Annotated in this window: 12 protein-coding genes; 5 read left to right on the top strand and 7 right to left on the bottom strand. The window is 68.2% G+C overall.

Annotated elements, in window-relative coordinates; translation table 11 throughout:
- The first annotated feature begins 346 nt into the window (after positions 1–346).
- Genes C5F75_RS32280 through C5F75_RS32270 form a run of 3 tightly spaced genes read left to right on the top strand, consistent with a single transcriptional unit; the run spans position 347 to position 2,956 of the window.
- Positions 347–1,768 carry a cytochrome ubiquinol oxidase subunit I gene (locus tag C5F75_RS32280; RefSeq protein WP_059581846.1) on the top strand — a complete coding sequence of 474 codons (1,422 nt, stop codon included), beginning with the start codon at positions 347–349 and terminating at the stop codon, positions 1,766–1,768.
- 29 nt (positions 1,769–1,797) lie between these two features.
- Entirely contained in the window at positions 1,798–2,805 is a 1,008-nt protein-coding gene (gene cydB, locus C5F75_RS32275; RefSeq protein ID WP_059581843.1) for a cytochrome d ubiquinol oxidase subunit II, read from the top strand.
- Complete coding sequence (locus C5F75_RS32270) at positions 2,777–2,956, top strand: hypothetical protein (RefSeq protein ID WP_034187692.1); 180 nt, start codon at positions 2,777–2,779, stop codon at positions 2,954–2,956. The genes cydB and C5F75_RS32270 overlap by 29 nt, the downstream gene beginning before the upstream one ends.
- A gap of 126 nt (positions 2,957–3,082) precedes the next feature.
- On the opposite strand, the gene C5F75_RS32265 is transcribed toward C5F75_RS32270, so the two are convergent.
- Positions 3,083–3,367, bottom strand: a complete 285-nt coding sequence (locus C5F75_RS32265; RefSeq protein ID WP_059581841.1) for a helix-turn-helix domain-containing protein — start codon at positions 3,365–3,367, stop codon at positions 3,083–3,085.
- Between the two features lie 118 nt (positions 3,368–3,485).
- Positions 3,486–3,680, bottom strand: a complete 195-nt coding sequence (locus C5F75_RS32260; protein ID WP_059582194.1) for a YqaE/Pmp3 family membrane protein — start codon at positions 3,678–3,680, stop codon at positions 3,486–3,488.
- A gap of 311 nt (positions 3,681–3,991) precedes the next feature.
- Between C5F75_RS32260 and C5F75_RS32255 the strand changes: the two genes are divergently transcribed.
- Positions 3,992–4,213, top strand: a complete 222-nt coding sequence (locus C5F75_RS32255) for a hypothetical protein (protein ID WP_059641394.1) — start codon at positions 3,992–3,994, stop codon at positions 4,211–4,213.
- A gap of 60 nt (positions 4,214–4,273) precedes the next feature.
- Here C5F75_RS32255 and C5F75_RS32250 read toward each other — a convergent pair whose 3' ends face one another.
- Complete coding sequence (locus tag C5F75_RS32250; RefSeq protein WP_104013317.1) at positions 4,274–8,101, bottom strand: DUF748 domain-containing protein; 3,828 nt, start codon at positions 8,099–8,101, stop codon at positions 4,274–4,276.
- A gap of 151 nt (positions 8,102–8,252) precedes the next feature.
- Complete coding sequence (locus tag C5F75_RS32245) at positions 8,253–9,689, bottom strand: DUF1254 domain-containing protein (protein WP_059581835.1); 1,437 nt, start codon at positions 9,687–9,689, stop codon at positions 8,253–8,255.
- A gap of 469 nt (positions 9,690–10,158) precedes the next feature.
- Here C5F75_RS32245 and C5F75_RS32240 point away from each other — a divergent pair, with 469 nt between their 5' ends.
- On the top strand, positions 10,159–12,960 hold the full coding sequence (locus tag C5F75_RS32240; protein WP_104013316.1) for a heavy metal translocating P-type ATPase: 2,802 nt from the start codon (positions 10,159–10,161) through the stop codon (positions 12,958–12,960).
- Between the two features lie 142 nt (positions 12,961–13,102).
- Here C5F75_RS32240 and C5F75_RS32235 read toward each other — a convergent pair whose 3' ends face one another.
- The 3 genes from C5F75_RS32235 to C5F75_RS32230 all read right to left on the bottom strand — a co-directional run bounded on the left by C5F75_RS32235 (position 13,103) and on the right by C5F75_RS32230 (position 15,409).
- Positions 13,103–13,582, bottom strand: a complete 480-nt coding sequence (locus C5F75_RS32235) for a GNAT family N-acetyltransferase (protein WP_104013315.1) — start codon at positions 13,580–13,582, stop codon at positions 13,103–13,105.
- A 137-nt stretch (positions 13,583–13,719) separates the two neighbouring features.
- Positions 13,720–13,875 carry a hypothetical protein gene (locus C5F75_RS36975; RefSeq protein ID WP_167351646.1) on the bottom strand — a complete coding sequence of 52 codons (156 nt, stop codon included), beginning with the start codon at positions 13,873–13,875 and terminating at the stop codon, positions 13,720–13,722.
- A 175-nt stretch (positions 13,876–14,050) separates the two neighbouring features.
- Positions 14,051–15,409, bottom strand: coding sequence for a flagellar hook-length control protein FliK (locus C5F75_RS32230; protein ID WP_104013329.1), 1,359 nt, complete (start codon positions 15,407–15,409; stop codon positions 14,051–14,053).
- Positions 15,410–15,577: the final 168 nt, after the last annotated feature.

The raw sequence follows: 15,577 nt of genomic DNA, 5'->3' as shown, positions 1-15,577 counted from the left end.
GGCCCTGCCGAAACGAAGCTGAGAGTGTACGCAATTCGCGCGGCGCCTGCCGGCCGCCGCCGCGCGCGCCGATTCCGGACGCGCGACGTCGTTCCGATGACGCGACGCGCCATATTGACGCACGTGCGTCAGACCGCCACGCCGCGGCCGCACGCGCGGCGAACGGCCTTCTTGATACGAATCAAAGATTTACCGCGAAACCGGGCGCGATGGGCTGGACATCTGCGACGAGTTGGCGCATTTCGCGGTGCAACATCGCGGCCCATACTCCAGCCAACCCCGACGCCAGTCCGCCGGGGTCCGTCGGCACCCGCCGGCGGGTATCGTCAAGCCTCGGTCAACTGGTATGGACACCGCACTTTCGGCCCTCGATCTGGCCCGCCTGCAATTCGCGTTCACCGTCTCCTTTCACATCGTCTTCCCGGCACTGAGCATCGGCCTCGCCAGCTTCATCGCCGTGCTCGAATACCGCTGGCTCAAGACCGGCAAGCAGTACTACAAAACCCTCTGCCTGTTCTGGTCGAAGATCTTCGCGGTCGCGTTCGGGATGGGCGTCGTGTCCGGCGTCGTGATGAGCTATCAGTTCGGCACCAACTGGTCGGGCTTCTCGAGCTTCGCCGGCGCCGTCACCGGTCCGCTGCTGATGTACGAGGTCATGACCGCGTTCTTCCTCGAGGCCGGCTTCCTCGGCATCATGCTGTTCGGCTGGAACCGCGTGAGCCCGCGCGCGCACTTCGGCGCGACGCTGATGGTCGCGATCGGCACGCTGATTTCGACGTTCTGGATCCTCGCGTCGAACAGCTGGATGCAGACGCCGCAGGGCTTCGAGATCGTCGACGGCCGCGTCGTGCCGACCGACTGGTTCGCGATCATCTTCAACCCGTCGTTCCCGTACCGCCTGTTCCACATGGCGATCGCCGCGTTCATCGTCGCCGCGCTGGTGGTGGCAGCGACGGGCGCGTGGCACCTGCTGAAGGGCCGCCGCGACAAGGGCGTGAAGAAGATGTTCTCGATGGCGCTGTGGCTGCTGCTGGTGCTCGCGCCGCTGCAGGCCGTGATCGGCGACCAGCACGGCATCAACACGCTGAAGCATCAGCCCGCGAAGATCGCCGCGATCGAGGGGCTGTGGGAAACCGAAAAGGGCGGCACCGCGCTCAACCTGTTCGGCATTCCGGACATGAAGGCCGAAACGACCCGCTACGCGGTGAAGGTGCCGCACCTGGGCAGCCTGATCCTCACGCACAGCTGGGACGGCGAGATCCGCGGGCTGAAGGATTTCCCGCCGCAAGACCGCCCGAATTCGACGGTCGTGTTCTGGAGCTTCCGGATCATGGTCGGCCTCGGCTTCGCGATGATCGGCCTCGCCGCGCTCGCGTGGCTGCTGCGCCGCCGCGGCCGCCTGTATGAATCGAAGTGGTTCCAGCGCTTCGCGCTCGTGATGGGCCCGACCGGGTTCGTGTCGCTGCTCGCGGGCTGGGTGACGACCGAAGCCGGCCGCCAGCCGTGGGTCGTGTATGGCGTGATGCGCACCGCGCAGGCCGTGTCGCCGCTGTCGGTGCAGCAGGTGAGCCTGTCGATGATGACGTTCGTGATCGTGTACTTCCTCGTGTTCGGCACCGGCGTGTACTACATGCTGAAGCTGATGAAGGCCGGCCCGGCGCTGCCCGACGTCAAGCACGACGCGAAACACGATCTGCCCGATACGCGCCCCGATCACACCGCGCGCCGCCCGATGTCGGCCGTCGACGAGCTGATCGAGACCGTCTGAGCCCATCCCATTCGCATACGAGAAAACCTATGGACGTCACCGTAATCTGGGCCGCGATCATCGCATTGGGGCTCTTCATGTACGTCGTGCTCGACGGCTTCGACCTCGGCATCGGCATCGTCTTCCCGTTCTTCCCGGACGAGAAGGAACGCGACCTGATGATGAACACCGTCGCCCCTGTGTGGGACGGCAACGAGACGTGGCTCGTGCTCGGCGGCGCCGGGCTGTTCGCGGTGTTTCCGATCGTCTATTCGACGGTGCTGTCGGCGCTGTATCTGCCGCTGATCTTCATGCTGGTGTGCCTGATCTTCCGCGGCGTGTCGTTCGAGATCCGCGCGAAGGCGCGACGCACGAAGCAGCTGTGGGATCTCGCGTTCATCGGCGGCTCGGCCGGCGCGACGCTGTTTCAGGGCATCGCGCTCGGCGCGTTCCTGCAGGGCATCGACGTGAAGGACGGCGTGTACGCCGGCGGCGCGTTCGACTGGCTCACGCCGTTCAGCCTGCTGACGGGCCTCGGCCTGATCGTCACGTACGCGCTGCTCGGCTGCTGCTGGCTCGTCGCGAAGACCGAAGGCGACCTGCAGCGCCGCCTGCATCGCGTCGTGTGGCCGCTGACCGTCGTGCTGCTCGGCTTCATCGCGGTCGTCAGCCTGTGGACGCCGCTGCAGGACCCGGCCATCGCGCAGCGCTGGTTCGATTCGGGGCTGTTCTGGCGTCTGCTGCCGGTGCCGTTCCTGGTGGCCGCGTGCGCGGTGTGGATGCGCCGCGCGGTGCGCGGCCGGCACGACATGACGCCGTTCCTGCTCGCGCTGGCGCTGGTGCTGCTCGGCTACGTCGGCCTGCTCGTCACGCTATTCCCGTACGCGATTCCGCAGACGATGACGATCTGGGAAGCGGCGGCGCCGCGTTCGAGCCAGACCTTCACGCTGGTCGGCGCAGCGGTTATCCTCCCGATCATCATCGCCTACACGACGATGGGTTACTGGGTATTCCGAGGCAAGGTGCGCCATGAAGACCAGCATTACTACCACCACTGATTCCGCCGATCGCCCGCCCGAGGCGCCACGGCCGCGGATGCGCGGCTGGATGTGGTTCGTCGTTCTGTGGGCGGGCGGCGTGATCGGCGCCGTCACGCTCGGCTATGCGTTCAAGATCTTCATGAACCTGACGCTGTTTGCGGTGAAGTAGGCCGGAGCGGCCGCCCGGTCGAACGATGGACCGGGCGGCCGTTTTGTCGTCGACGGCATGCCGCTTCAGCCGCATGCAGCCAGCGCCGCAATATCGAGGAACCTCCGGCCGACATGTGCTGCCCGGCTACGGGCTCTGCCGCACCACACCCAGTTTGAGCCCCAGCATGCCGAAGATGCGATTCATCGTCTGTACCGTCCCGTCACTGCGGCCCTGTTCGATATCCTGAATCGTCTTGGTCGACACGCCTGCGAGCTTCGCCATCTCGGCGCTCGTCAGCCGCATCGTCTTCTTCAGATGGCGCACCGATTCGCGCAACGACCACTCGGGATGCGCGAGAACGTCCTCGATTGCCTGGCGCGGCAGCGCAAGCTGTTCGGGGAGCGACATCGCGTTATAGCGTTTGTCCATTTCAGCAGAAATCTATACAAATCGCGCCTAACTTGGCCCGCAAATTATGTAGATATCTGCCGAAATGCCCGGTATCGGCATGCTTGTCAGCGGAAAATATTGCGCTGTCGCTTGCGCCCTACCCCCGCCCGCGCAACGCCGCCTCGATCTTGCGATCGGTCTTGTACTGGCTCAGCGCATACACGGACCAGATCGCGGCCGGCAGCCAGCCGATGATCGTGATTTGAAGGATGAGACAGATGATCCCCGCGATCGGGCGACCGATCGTGAAGAACTGGAACCACGGGAGCAGCAGGGCAAGCAGAAGGCGCATGAACGATCCTCTCGGTACGTCGTTGAACGGGTGATACCCGGCCAATATGGCCGGTTGCGCGCCCCGTTTCAAGCCCGGGCACGACGCGCGCCGGGCGAAGCGCCGGGCCGATGCCCTCGCCCACGCCGAACCGGCCAGCCCCTGCGCGACACGCGCGACACCGCGACGAGCGCGATGCCCGTCGCCGCCCATGAAGGCGTCGCAATCCACGGCCCTCGCGTGCGCCGGCCCCGCGCGGACGGATTTTTTTTCGGCTTGGCCCGCGACTATTGGCGTGTAATAAAGGGTTTTCCCTGACCCGGAGCACGAGTATGTCGACCCTGGAAGCCCTCCGGTTCGTGCTGGACGATGCACGTACCCCCGAAATCATTCGCCATCACGTCGTCGACGCGCTGCAGTACGCGCTGCGCAACTACGGACAGGTGTTCACCGCGAAGGAAGTCGAATGGCTGACGCAGTGGGACGACGCACGTCTGCCGCTGGCCGCGAGGAAGGAGCTGGACAAGCGCGAACCGGCGATCGCCAGCCGCTGAAAAAAGCCGCCGCGCCCGACGGGTGCGGGCGCGGCGGCGGATGACGGTTGGCGATAACGCTTACTGCAGCCCGAAGTCGACGCGGGTCGTCGCGCCCTTGTCCGAGATGCCCTTCGCGTCGAGCTTCGGCGCGACGACGAACATGCGGCTCGAATCGATCTTGCCGTCGAGATACTGGCGCACGGCCTGCGCGCGCTGCTGCGCGAGCGCACGCAGCGCGTTGTCGTCGGCGGGCGCGTGATCGGCGAGCGCCTGCTTCATGTCCGCATCGGGCAGCGTCTTCTGCAGGCCGACGAGGTTGCGCGGCTTCTTGAAGTCGGCGGCCTTGTACGCGCGCGTCAGGTATTTCGAGTATTCGGCCTTGTCGACCTTCACCGACATCGGGTCGATGCTTTCGCCCTGGCCGATCACGTCCTTCAGCTTCTGCTGACGCACCAGCCGCTCGACGTACGCGTCGCGCAGCCCCGGGGTGTCCTGCGCCGGATCGACGCGGCCGATCAGGTCGAGGCGGATCGACGGCTTCTCGGTCAGCATCTTCACGACCGTGTCGAGCTTCTTCTCCTGCGCGTCGGTCAGCACATACGAACCCGGCGCGAACTCGACGTAGCCGAGATCCTCGCCGCCGCCCCCGCCGAACGCATTCGCGAGCAGCGTGAACGGCGACGTGACGGCCTTCGCGATCAGGTTCAGCACCGCGCGCCAGATCAGCCCGCCGACGCTGAATTCCGGATTCGACAGCGAACCCGACACCGGCAGGTTCACGTCGATCTGGCCGCGCGTGTTCTTCAAGAGCGAGATCGCGAGCTTCACCGGCAGCTTCGTCGCCGTGTCGTTCTCGATGTGGTCGCCGAACGTCAACTGGTCGATGAAGATGTGGTTGTTCGCCGACAGCTGATCGTTCGCGAGCTGGTAGTGCAGATCGACGTTGAGCTTGCCCTTCGTGATCGGATAGCCCGCGTACTTCGCCGAATACGGCGTCAGGTTGGTCAGCTCGATGTCGTGCGCGGTTGCCGTGAGGTCGAGCGCCGGCTTCTCGATCAGCGGGTTCACCGAGCCCTTGATCGTGATCGGCCCGTTGCCCGCGAGGTTCGCGGCGACGTCGACCGGCGCGGACGTCGTCGAATCCGTGCCGAACGCGCCGACCGTGCCCTTGATCGCGACGAGGTTCGCCGTGTAGTTCGGCTTGATGAAGTTGTCCGTATACGTGACGCGGCCGTTCTGCAGCACCAGTTCGCCGAAGTGCATCCGCACCGGGTTCCGCGGCTGCGGCGCGGCCTTCACGACCACCGTCGCCGACGCGGCGGCCGGCACGGACGCCTGCTGCGCGGCCGCGGCCGATGCGGCCTGCGCGGCGGCCGGCGGCGTCACGCCCGGCGACAGCGGCACCGGCTCGCCCTTGCTCGCGTCGCGCGTGAGCGACTGCGCGGGGCCCGTTTCCTTCGCGACCACGTCCTTCAGGTTCAGCCGGCCCTGCGCGTCGAGCAGCACGCGGCCGTAGAAGTTCGAGAACGTCACGCGCGCGGCGTCGACGTCGGTGCCCTTCTCGTCGTAGTTCGCCTTCAGGTTCGACAGCGCGAGCGAGCGCCAGCCGGCGAACGGGTCGGAAGTCGCCTTGTCGAGCATCCGCACGTCGACCAGCGCGACGTCGCCGCGATAGGTCGCGCGCGGCGTGTCCTTCACCTGCGCGAACGTCAGGTTGCCCTGCGCGTTGAGCAGCGCGCTGGCGATCGTCGCGTTCAGCGCGCTGCCGAAGTACGGCTCGAACGCGGCCGCGTCGAGGCGGTTGCCGTTGATCTTCAGGCCGAGCTTCAACGGCTGCGCGGTCACGTCGCCCGACACGTTCAGCGAGCCCTTGCGGTTCAGCGTCGCCTTCAGCTGCACGGGCAACGGCTTCGTCAGGTCGTCGCTGATCTTCTGCACCGACAGGTCGAGCGGCTTGATCGCGAGCTTCACCGGGCGCGGCGTCGACAGGTCGGTGAAGTTCGCCGCAGCGTCCTTCACGTTCAGCGCATCGATCCGGTAGTGCCACGACGGCGCGGCGGCCTGCGCCTTGCGCGCGACCGTGCGCGGCGGCACCGCCGCCTGCGCGGGTTCGGCCAGCGCCGCGAGGTCGATCTTGCCGTCCTTCAGGCGCTTCACGTCGAGCGCGAGCCCGCTCGCGTCGACGCTGGCGATCTCCGCGGTGCGCGCGGCGACGTCGACCTTCGCGATCTTCGCGGTTGCGTCGGGCAGGACGATGGCCGGCGCCTTGTTGTCCGGCGTGGCGATCTTCAACGATTTCAGGCTGACCGTGCTGTCGGCGACTTCCGCGGCGAGCGGCGTCTTGCCCCAGTCGGTCTTCGCGTTGACGGTCGCGCCGAGCGTGCCGTCGAGCACGCGCGCGCGCGTCGCCTCGCCAAGGTACGGCTGCAGCGCGGGCAGCGCGAGCGCGGCCACCGCCAGCTTCGTGTCGGCCTGCTTCGCCGCGAGGTTGAACGCGCCTTCGACCTTCACGTCGCCGCCGCGCGACAGCGACGTCGACAGCGTGTATTTCGCGGGCGTCTTGCCCTGCAGCGAGAAGCCGTCGAGCGTCGCGGCGAGCTTCGTCAGCGAGATCGCGGTCGGCGTCGCCGGCACGCGGTCGTCGACGTTGATCGTGCCGCCGTCGATCGCGACATGGCGAATCGTCAGGTCGAGCGGCGGCGCTGCCTTCGCGGCGGCGCCGCCTTCGGCCTTCGCGCCGCTGGCGGCGGCGACGGTGGCACCGGACGCACCGGACGCACCGGAAACGGCGGCGGCCGACGCGGCCGGCTTGCCGGTTTCGGCCTTCGGCGCGGCGGCCGGCTGCACGACGAGCTTCTCGACGTTCAGCACGCCCTGCTTGTCGCGCGACAGGTCGACCACCGGCTGGTCGAGCCGGATCTCGTCGAAGTGCATCGCGTTGCGCAGCGGCTCGAGGCCGGCCGCCGCGACGTGCACGCCGCGCGCGGCGAACAGCGGCGCCGACGCGCGGTCGGTCACCTTCGCGTCGTTCAGGTCGACGGTGCCCGACACGCGCAGCGCGGGCGTCTCGCCGCTCATCACGAAATTGACCGTGAGGTTGCTGCTCAGCAGGCCGCTCGTCACGGCCACCGGCAGCTTCGCCGGCACGTACGAGATCAGCTTCGGCACGTCGAGCCGGTCGAACTTCAGCGCGATCTCCGATTCGCGCGACTGCGCGAACGGCTTGGTCTTGCCGTCGATCGAGATCGGGCTGCCGTCGAAGCGCGCACGCAGCTTCGGCTCGACGAAGATGTCCGTCTTCGAGGCCAGCGTCGCGATGTACGGAATGCCGAGCGTCCAGTGGTCGACGACGTGCTTTTCGTTCAGCAGGCGATCGTCGAAATCGATCCGGCCGTCGTTGACCTGGATGTTCGACACCGAGAACTGCGTCGGCTTGCTGTCGGGCGTCGGCGACGGCGACGAGAACTTCTCGATCAGGTCGGTGAAGTTGAAGCGCTGCGCGTCGTAGCGGACGACGTGAAAGCGCGGCGAATCGAGCCGGATTTCGTTGACGATCGGCGCGCCGCGGAACAGCGACGACCACGACGGCCTCACGACGAGCTTGCCGATGTCGATGAAGTCGCCCTGGCCGCCGCGCTCGCCGAGGTGGATGCCTTCGGCTTCGAGGTTCAGCGTGTACGGGTTCAGTGCGATGCGCTGGATCGTGGCCGGCCGGTCGAGCTGCTTGCTCAACTGCTGTTCGGCGACATGGCGGATCAGCGGCGGCGCCGCGAAGAAGCCGAGTAATCCGAATAAAACGAGGAAGATCAGCACGCCGATGCCGATACGCCGGGTCCGGCGCGAGCGTGCAACGCCGCCGAGGGCATGGAGGGTCGAGGGTAAGGTTTCTTTGTCTGCGCTTGCCATGCTTGAATGCCTCGGGAATGGATGCCGGGCCGCGCCGGAAAACCGGGCGGCCGCGCACGCTATCCCGAAAGTATAGGCTCAGGAGGTGGCGGTACGGCGGTCGGGCGCCGCCGCCGCGCCCGGCGGCCGGACAACGGCGGCGGTCAACCGGTCATTTCCGGACGATGGCGGGCGGCATCCACGACCCGTCGCTCGCTTGCGGCTTCGGCGCGTACAGGCGCAACGCGAGCGCGAAATCGGTACGCGGCGCCGGCAGCCAGTTCGCCGCATGCGTACCGCCCGGCGACGCCGATACGACGACGTCGATCGAACCGTCACGGTTGCGGCGCAGCCGGTCGCGATCGCCGAGCGAGCGGCGCGCCGACCCGACGTCGGGCAGCGCGCCGTTGGTCGTGTACGGCGTGAGCGTCCAGAACGCGCGCACCGGCGGCAGCGCACCCGGCGCGAAATGCAGCACGTAGCGGTTTGCACCGTTCAACGCATGGCCGTCGCTGTCGACGCGGGTGATCGCGAGCGTTTCGTCGTCGCGCGTCGCGGTGCCGAATTGCGTGTAGGCCGCGTACGCGCGCAGCGCGTAGTCCTGGCCGTACTTGCCGGCCGTGTCGCCGATCCAGGTCCAGCCGTTCGCGTTCAGCAGGTTCGACGGCGGCGTCGCGAGCCGCGCGCGCGCCTCGGCGACGCCGGCCGTCGCGGCCGTGAGACGGTCGCCCGTCCACAGCACCGGGTAGCCGGCCGTCACGCCGATGTCGGCGAGCGATTCCTGCGCGTGCGCGTCGTCGGCCGGCGGCGGATTGTCCTGCAGCGCCCGCGCGAAGCGCGTGAAGAACGCCTTCGGATCGAGCGCGGCCACCTGCTCGGCCGGCGTGCCGCCGCCCACCGCTTCGGACGGCGCGCTGCCCGCATGGACCGCCACCGACGCGCCGCGCTCGGCGCCGGTGTAGACGGACAGCGGCACCACGCGGATCGCGCGCTGCAGTTTCTTCACGTTGGTCAGGTCGCGCCCGCCGCTCGTCTGCAGCCGCACTTCGAGCCACGCATTGGCGGACGGCACGTCGACGCGCAGCACGCCCTTCGGCAGCGTGCCCTGCCAGTCCTTCGCGGCGAAGGCAATCGTTTGCGATCGCCCGGCGCCACGGGGGCCGCGCGCCGCGACGCTCGACGACGACCACAGCACGTTCGTCCACATGTCGAGCGCGCGTGCGTCCCAGTAGCGGCCGCGCGTGTCGGGCAGCGTGACGATCACGGGTTCGGCGGCGACGTCGAGCCAGCCGGTGGAGTCGAGCGTGTCGACGCCCGGCAGCGGCGGGTTGACCGCACCGACCGGCGGCAGCGCCTGCGCGTGGCGCAGCGTGTTGAGCGGCGCCTGCCCCGGTTGCGCACCGTCGCCGCCCGTCGCCGCTTCCTTCGCGACGTCCATCAGCACGAGCGGATACGCATAGATATAGGAGTCGGCGACTTCCGCGCGCATCCAGCCGGTTTTCCGCTGGATCGCGTCTGGTTGCGACGCGCATCCTGCAAGCAATGCCGCCATCGCCAGCGACGCGCACGCGCGTCGCAGGGAAACTGATTCTCGCTGGTTTTCAATCATCGATTACTGGCCGAATATCGTTCTTTTCAGTCAACGCCTTGTTCGTCTCGCGAACGCGAACAAGGCACCCCAGCGTGCCCGGATGACCGTCTCGCAACGTTTCGTCACGGTGGGCGCTGATGTCAGGCCGGTATCATAGCGCCTAAGGGCATCCCCCAATATGCCGAATAACGGGCGAAACGCTAGTTGAACCGTCAAAAAATCTGAAATAGTTCGCCGGATTCAGCAAAAATCCGGAATAGCGCCGGCACCCTCAGCCAGTTGCCCGTAAACGCCTCGCGAGCGCCAAGCTTGGTCCTCAGCGCGCACCGGCTTTCCGTCTGGAAGCCGGGCGATCGCTTTTTCCGTGTTGTGACACCCTGTGTGCATCGACTTGCGCCACATCGCCGCCGGTACTTGACCTTACCATCATGGGAATGTTGATACTGGAACCATCCGCGGCACGAACCGCGCTTTTGGGGAATCCGACATGACTGAACCACTCGCCTCCGCGGCGCTGCAAACGATCGAGCTGAGCGTCGACGGCATGCATTACGGCGGTTGCACGGGCCGCGTGCAGCGCGCGCTGGCCGCCGTGCCGGGCGTCGTCGATGCGGCGGTCGATCTCGACGCGCATGCGGCGACGGTTACCGCGCAGGAAGCGGTCGAGCCCGGCCGGCTCGTCGACGCGATCGGCGAGGCCGGCTACCGCGCAACCGTGCGCGAAGCGGTAACCGAAACGGTCGCGGCCACGCCTTCGTCGGAGAACGCGCCACACGCGGCGCCGCCGCCTGCGCCGGTTGCCGCCGCGACGATCGAACTCGACATCGACGGCATGACCTGCGCGTCATGCGTGTCACGCGTCGAGAAGGCGCTCGCGAAGGTGCCGGGCGTCACGCGCGCATCGGTCAACCTCGCGACCGAACGCGCGACGGTCGACGCATCGGCCGGCGTTTCGGCCACCCAATTGGCGGACGCCGTGAAGCAGGCCGGCTATGGCGCGACGCCGGCTGTGTCGGACACCGTCGTCCCGGCCGCCGCGCCCGCGAACATCGAACTCGACATCGGCGGCATGACCTGCGCGTCATGCGCCGGCCGCGTCGAAAAAGCGCTCGCCGCCGTGCCGGGCGTCGCGCGCGCGACGGTCAATCTCGCGACCGAGCGGGCGTCGGTGCACGGCGCCGGCGCACTCGATGCCGCCACGTTGATCGCCGCAGTCACCACGGCCGGCTACCGTGCATCGCTTCCCGCCGCCTCGCCCGCCGGCGCAACGATCGGCGCCGATGCACGACCGGCCGGCCCCGCGCAGGACCCCGACGCACGCAAGCGCCGCGAAGCGATCCGCGAACGCAACCTCGTGATCGCGGCCGCCGTGCTGAGCGCGCCGCTCGTCGCGCCGATGCTCGCCGCGCCGTTCGGCATCGACCTGATGCTGCCCGGCTGGCTCCAGCTCGTGCTCGCATCGATCGTGCAGTTCGGATTCGGCGCGCGCTTCTACCGCGCGGCGTGGCATGCGGTGAAGGCGCGCACCGGCAACATGGACCTGCTGGTCGCGCTCGGCACGTCGGCCGCGTACGGGCTGAGCCTGTGGATGCTGCTGCGCGATCCCGCGCATCCCGGCCATCTGTATTTCGAGGCGTCGGCCGTCATCGTCACGCTCGTGCGCTTCGGCAAGTGGCTCGAATCGCGCGCGAAGCGCCAGACCACCGACGCGATCCGCGCGCTGAACGCGCTGCGCCCCGACCGTGCGCGCGTCGTCGAGCACGGGGTCGAACGCGACGTGCCGCTGTCGCAGGTGCGCGTCGGCACGCACGTCGGCATCCGGCCCGGCGAGCGCGTGCCCGTCGACGGGCGGATCGTGTCGGGCCGCTCGCACATCGACGAATCGCTGATCACCGGCGAAAGCCTGCCCGTGCCGAAGGACGACGGCGATGCCGTCACGGCCGGCTCGATCAACGGCGAAGGCGCGCTCGTCGTCGAAACCACCGCGATCGGTGCTGAAACGACGCTCGCGCGCATCATCCGCCTCGTCGAATCCGCGCAGGCCGAGAAGGCGCCGATCCAGCGGCTCGTCGATCGCGTCAGCGAGGTCTTCGTGCCTGCGATCCTCGGCATCGCGGTGCTGACGCTCATCGGCTGGCTGCTCGCCGGCGCCGGGATGGAAACCGCGATCCTCAACGCGGTCGCGGTGCTCGTGATCGCGTGTCCGTGCGCGCTCGGTCTCGCGACGCCCGCCGCGATCATGGCCGGCACGGGCGTCGCGGCCCGGCACGGCGTGCTGATCAAGGACGCGCAGGCGCTCGAGCTCGCGCAGCGCACGACCGTGATCGCGTTCGACAAGACCGGCACGCTGACCGAAGGCAAACCGTCCGTGACGGCGTTCGACGCCGTCGGCGTGCCGCGCGACGAAGCGCTCGCGCTCGCCGCGGCCGTGCAGCGGCAGAGCGACCATCCGCTTGCGCGAGCCGTGGTTTCCGCGCATGAGGCGGAGGTGGCCACACATGGCGGTGCGGCTGCGTCGGTCGTCGCGACCGACGCGCGCGCGGTGGCCGGGCGCGGCGTGGAAGCACACGTCGGCAGACAGCGGCTCGCGCTCGGCAGCACGCGCTGGCGCGACGAACTCGGCATCGCGGCGCCGTCGGCGCTCGACGCGCGCGCGGCGGAACTCGAACGCGCCGGCAACACGATCTCGTGGCTGATGCGTGCCGATGCGCCGCGCGCGGTGCTCGCGCTGATCGCATTCGGCGATACCGTGAAGCCGGGCGCCCGGGACGCGATTGCAGCGCTGGCGGCGCGCGGCGTCGCGAGCGCCCTCGTGACGGGCGACAACCACGGCAGCGCGGCGGCCGTCGCGGCGGCGCTCGGCATCGGCGAAGTGCACGCGCAGGTGCTGCCCGACGACAAGGCGCGCGTCGTCGCGGAACTGAAGCGCACGCACGGCGGGATCGTCGCGATGGTCGGCGACGGAATCAACGACGCGCCCGCGCTGGCCGCGGCGGACGTCGGCATCGCGATGGCGACCGGCACCGACGTCGCGATGCACACGGCCGGCATCACGCTGATGCGCGGCGACCCGGCGCTCGTCGCCGACGCGATCGACATCTCCAAACGCACGTATCGCAAGATCCAGCAGAACCTGTTCTGGGCGTTCGTGTACAACCTGGTCGGCGTGCCGCTCGCCGCGCTCGGGTTGCTGAACCCGGTGATCGCGGGTGCGGCGATGGCGTTTTCCAGCGTCAGCGTCGTGACCAACGCGTTGCTGTTGCGGAGATGGAAAGGCCGCGCGCGTTGAGGCGGCAGGCGGTGATTGCCGGATGGCCGAACGGGGCGTTGGGCGTTGGGCCAACGGGAAGGATAAGGAAGCGGGCCGGTGTTGGCCGGCTATGCGGCGCGCCGAACCGGCAGCACGTGAGGACGCACCCGGGCCGACGGATTCAGCCCGACACGACCGGCTTGATCAACGTCGTGGTAATCGGTACGAACCCACACGCGCGATACAGCGCACGCGCCGCCGCGTTGTGATTGAACACCGACAGCCCGATCTCGGTGACGCCGTACCGGCGCGCCTCGGCGTCGAGCGCTCCGAGCGCGCGCGTGGCCCAGCCCTGGCGGCGCCGGGACGGAACGATGTCGAGGTCGTAGATGAACAGCGTACGGTTCGGCCCTTCGGGCACGATCGCGTACCAGAGGTCGCCCACCGTGTCGCCGGTGGCGGCGTCGATGAGCGTGACGAGGGTCTGGCCGGCAGTCAGCAGGCCGTCCGGCAGCAGCGTGTCGAAACAGGCGCGCGCACGGTCGGCCGCGTCTTCGACAGCATTTTGCCCGGAAGAAACGAGATCGCGCGCGTAGCCGTCGATGGCTCGCGTGCGGTACGCGTGGAATTCGCCGGCCGTCATCGGCCGCATCTGCAGCATGGCCCGGTCGCCGTGAACGGAATCGGACTTCCAGTGTAGCGGGACACTCGCACCGGCGCGCGACGCAGCGGCGGAAACGGGCAGGCAGGGACGCAGCGCGCCGAATCAGCGAATCAGCGAATCAGCGAATCAGCGAATCAGCGACGGTACACGACGATCGGCACGAGGTGCGCACGGCGCACGCGCTCGGCTTCCGCATGACGCGCGGCGTACGAGTAGTCGGCGTCGAGCGGCAGGTGCGGGGACACGAACAGGTCGTCGATCTTTTGCAGCAGGGCGAGGATGAAGCTCATGTGAGACTCCTGACAGACGTGGCTAGGGTTTTCCCTTAGATGACCTCCATTCTAAGGGTTTTCCCTGAACTCTGCCAGTGAGCTGCATCGGTTTGCCGCACGCGCGCGACAGCCGAGCGTCGGTGCGGAACGGCGACCCTTGCTCCGTTGGGCTTCCAGGATAGGGTCGAAACGATTAGCGCGCGCGACGGCCCCGCTTCGCGACGGCCGCCTCGCGGTTTGCGTTGCGCTGAAGCCGGTCGACTTGCGACAGGAGCGCTTCGTGATGCTCCTCGAGCGTCATCAGCGTGGCTTGCTGCGTCGACAGATCTGCTGCGAGGCGATCGATCCGCTGCTGCTTGGTGACCACGTCCTGCTTCAGGTGCGCGATCTGCCGCGTTTGCAACACCAGCGCGACGAGCCCCGCCAGCACGACGACGGCCAGCGCGAGCAACAGGCGGTTGACCCGGCGCATCTCGCGGTCGGCCGAGCGCGTCAGGCCGTCCACGTCCGACTGCAGCGCGGCGAGCCGGTCGGTCAGCGGGCGCAGGTGCGTGTCCGGATCGAAGGCCGGCGCGGCCGGTTGTTCACGCTCCGACGATGGCTTGGTCACGAACGATGCGGCGGAGGCCACCGGCTGCGTGACCGGCGGCGACGAAGCGTCCGGCTGCGCGGCTATGTCGCGGGGCTTCGGAGCATGCGCGGCGATGGCCGGTTCGGGCGGTCGTGCCGGTTGTGCCGGTGTCTGCGGCTCGACCGGCGCGGCGGCGAGCGGCAGCAGGTTCGATTCAAGCGCTTCCGGCTTCGAGCCGACGCTCGTTGCAACCGCTACGGTTTGCGTTGCCGCCGCTTCGTTGGCCCCGGTAGCCGCTCGGCGCTTGCCGCCCGACGACGCGCGGCGTTCCTTCGCGGCATCACCGGAAGATTTCCCTTCGCGGGATTTGACGACTGCCGCCTCGACCGCAGGCTTCGCGACTTCGCCGTCTGTCGCCTGCGATTCCGCCGCCTGCGCCGCCTCGCCATCCGCGGCTTGCAGTGTCGTCTCCGCCTTCGCGGCGCCATCGATCACCGGCACATCGACCTGCGTGACGACGCGATCGCCGGCAAGCAAATCCACTGCCTCCGTTGCACGATCCTCTGCAGATGTACCGTTGACGTTCGCGGCCAAACCGCCTTCAGGCGTCGAAACAACCGCGTTCGCCACATCGGGCGCCGCCGCACTTTCCGCTTCCCCGAGCCCCGCGGCAGCCGCATCCGCTGGCGGGCTGAATCCATCCAGCGTGGCCTGTCGCCCGTCGTCGGCGCCGGCCGACTCATCGGCTTCCACGATCGCTTCATCGCGCACCGCAACCGGCATGCGCTCGCCGGGCTCGAGCACCGGATCGCCGAACAGGTCGAGCGTCCGTTCGTCGCGCGGCGCGTCGCCGGCCGCTGCGCTGCCGGATCGCGCCGTCGCCCCGGCGGACGTGCTGCCTGCGGCAGCGGCCGAGCGCGGGCGGGAACGGGCCGACGAACGGGCGGAACGGGAGCGAGGCGTGGAAACGGATTCGGTCACGTCTGCCAGATTATCGTCCAGGGACATCCAGTGAAATCCTATTGTTCTTCAACAAATCAATAACTTGCGTCTTCAACCCATCCAATTTGCTCTGACTCCATCCAGCCTGTCCAGTCATCCCCGATGGGCTACGCGATGGGCCAAAAACCGATGCTAACCGACAAACAA

Origin of the sequence: Burkholderia anthinoferrum (assembly GCF_002925705.1) — a bacterium.
In the GTDB taxonomy this organism is placed as follows: Bacteria; Pseudomonadota; Gammaproteobacteria; order Burkholderiales; family Burkholderiaceae; genus Burkholderia; species Burkholderia semiarida.
The sequence above is the reverse complement of the archived record's forward strand: the minus strand, read 5'-3'. Positions and strand labels throughout refer to the sequence as shown.

Coding starts and splice junctions, on each gene's coding strand:
- C5F75_RS32280 (WP_059581846.1), top strand. CDS start 347: ATGGACACCGCACTTTCGGCCCTCGATCTGGCCCGCCTGCAATTCGCG.
- cydB (WP_059581843.1), top strand. CDS start 1,798: ATGGACGTCACCGTAATCTGGGCCGCGATCATCGCATTGGGGCTCTTC.
- C5F75_RS32270 (WP_034187692.1), top strand. CDS start 2,777: ATGAAGACCAGCATTACTACCACCACTGATTCCGCCGATCGCCCGCCC.
- C5F75_RS32265 (WP_059581841.1), bottom strand. CDS start 3,367: ATGGACAAACGCTATAACGCGATGTCGCTCCCCGAACAGCTTGCGCTG.
- C5F75_RS32260 (WP_059582194.1), bottom strand. CDS start 3,680: ATGCGCCTTCTGCTTGCCCTGCTGCTCCCGTGGTTCCAGTTCTTCACG.
- C5F75_RS32255 (WP_059641394.1), top strand. CDS start 3,992: ATGTCGACCCTGGAAGCCCTCCGGTTCGTGCTGGACGATGCACGTACC.
- C5F75_RS32250 (WP_104013317.1), bottom strand. CDS start 8,101: ATGGCAAGCGCAGACAAAGAAACCTTACCCTCGACCCTCCATGCCCTC.
- C5F75_RS32245 (WP_059581835.1), bottom strand. CDS start 9,689: ATGATTGAAAACCAGCGAGAATCAGTTTCCCTGCGACGCGCGTGCGCG.
- C5F75_RS32240 (WP_104013316.1), top strand. CDS start 10,159: ATGACTGAACCACTCGCCTCCGCGGCGCTGCAAACGATCGAGCTGAGC.
- C5F75_RS32235 (WP_104013315.1), bottom strand. CDS start 13,582: ATGCTGCAGATGCGGCCGATGACGGCCGGCGAATTCCACGCGTACCGC.
- C5F75_RS36975 (WP_167351646.1), bottom strand. CDS start 13,875: ATGAGCTTCATCCTCGCCCTGCTGCAAAAGATCGACGACCTGTTCGTG.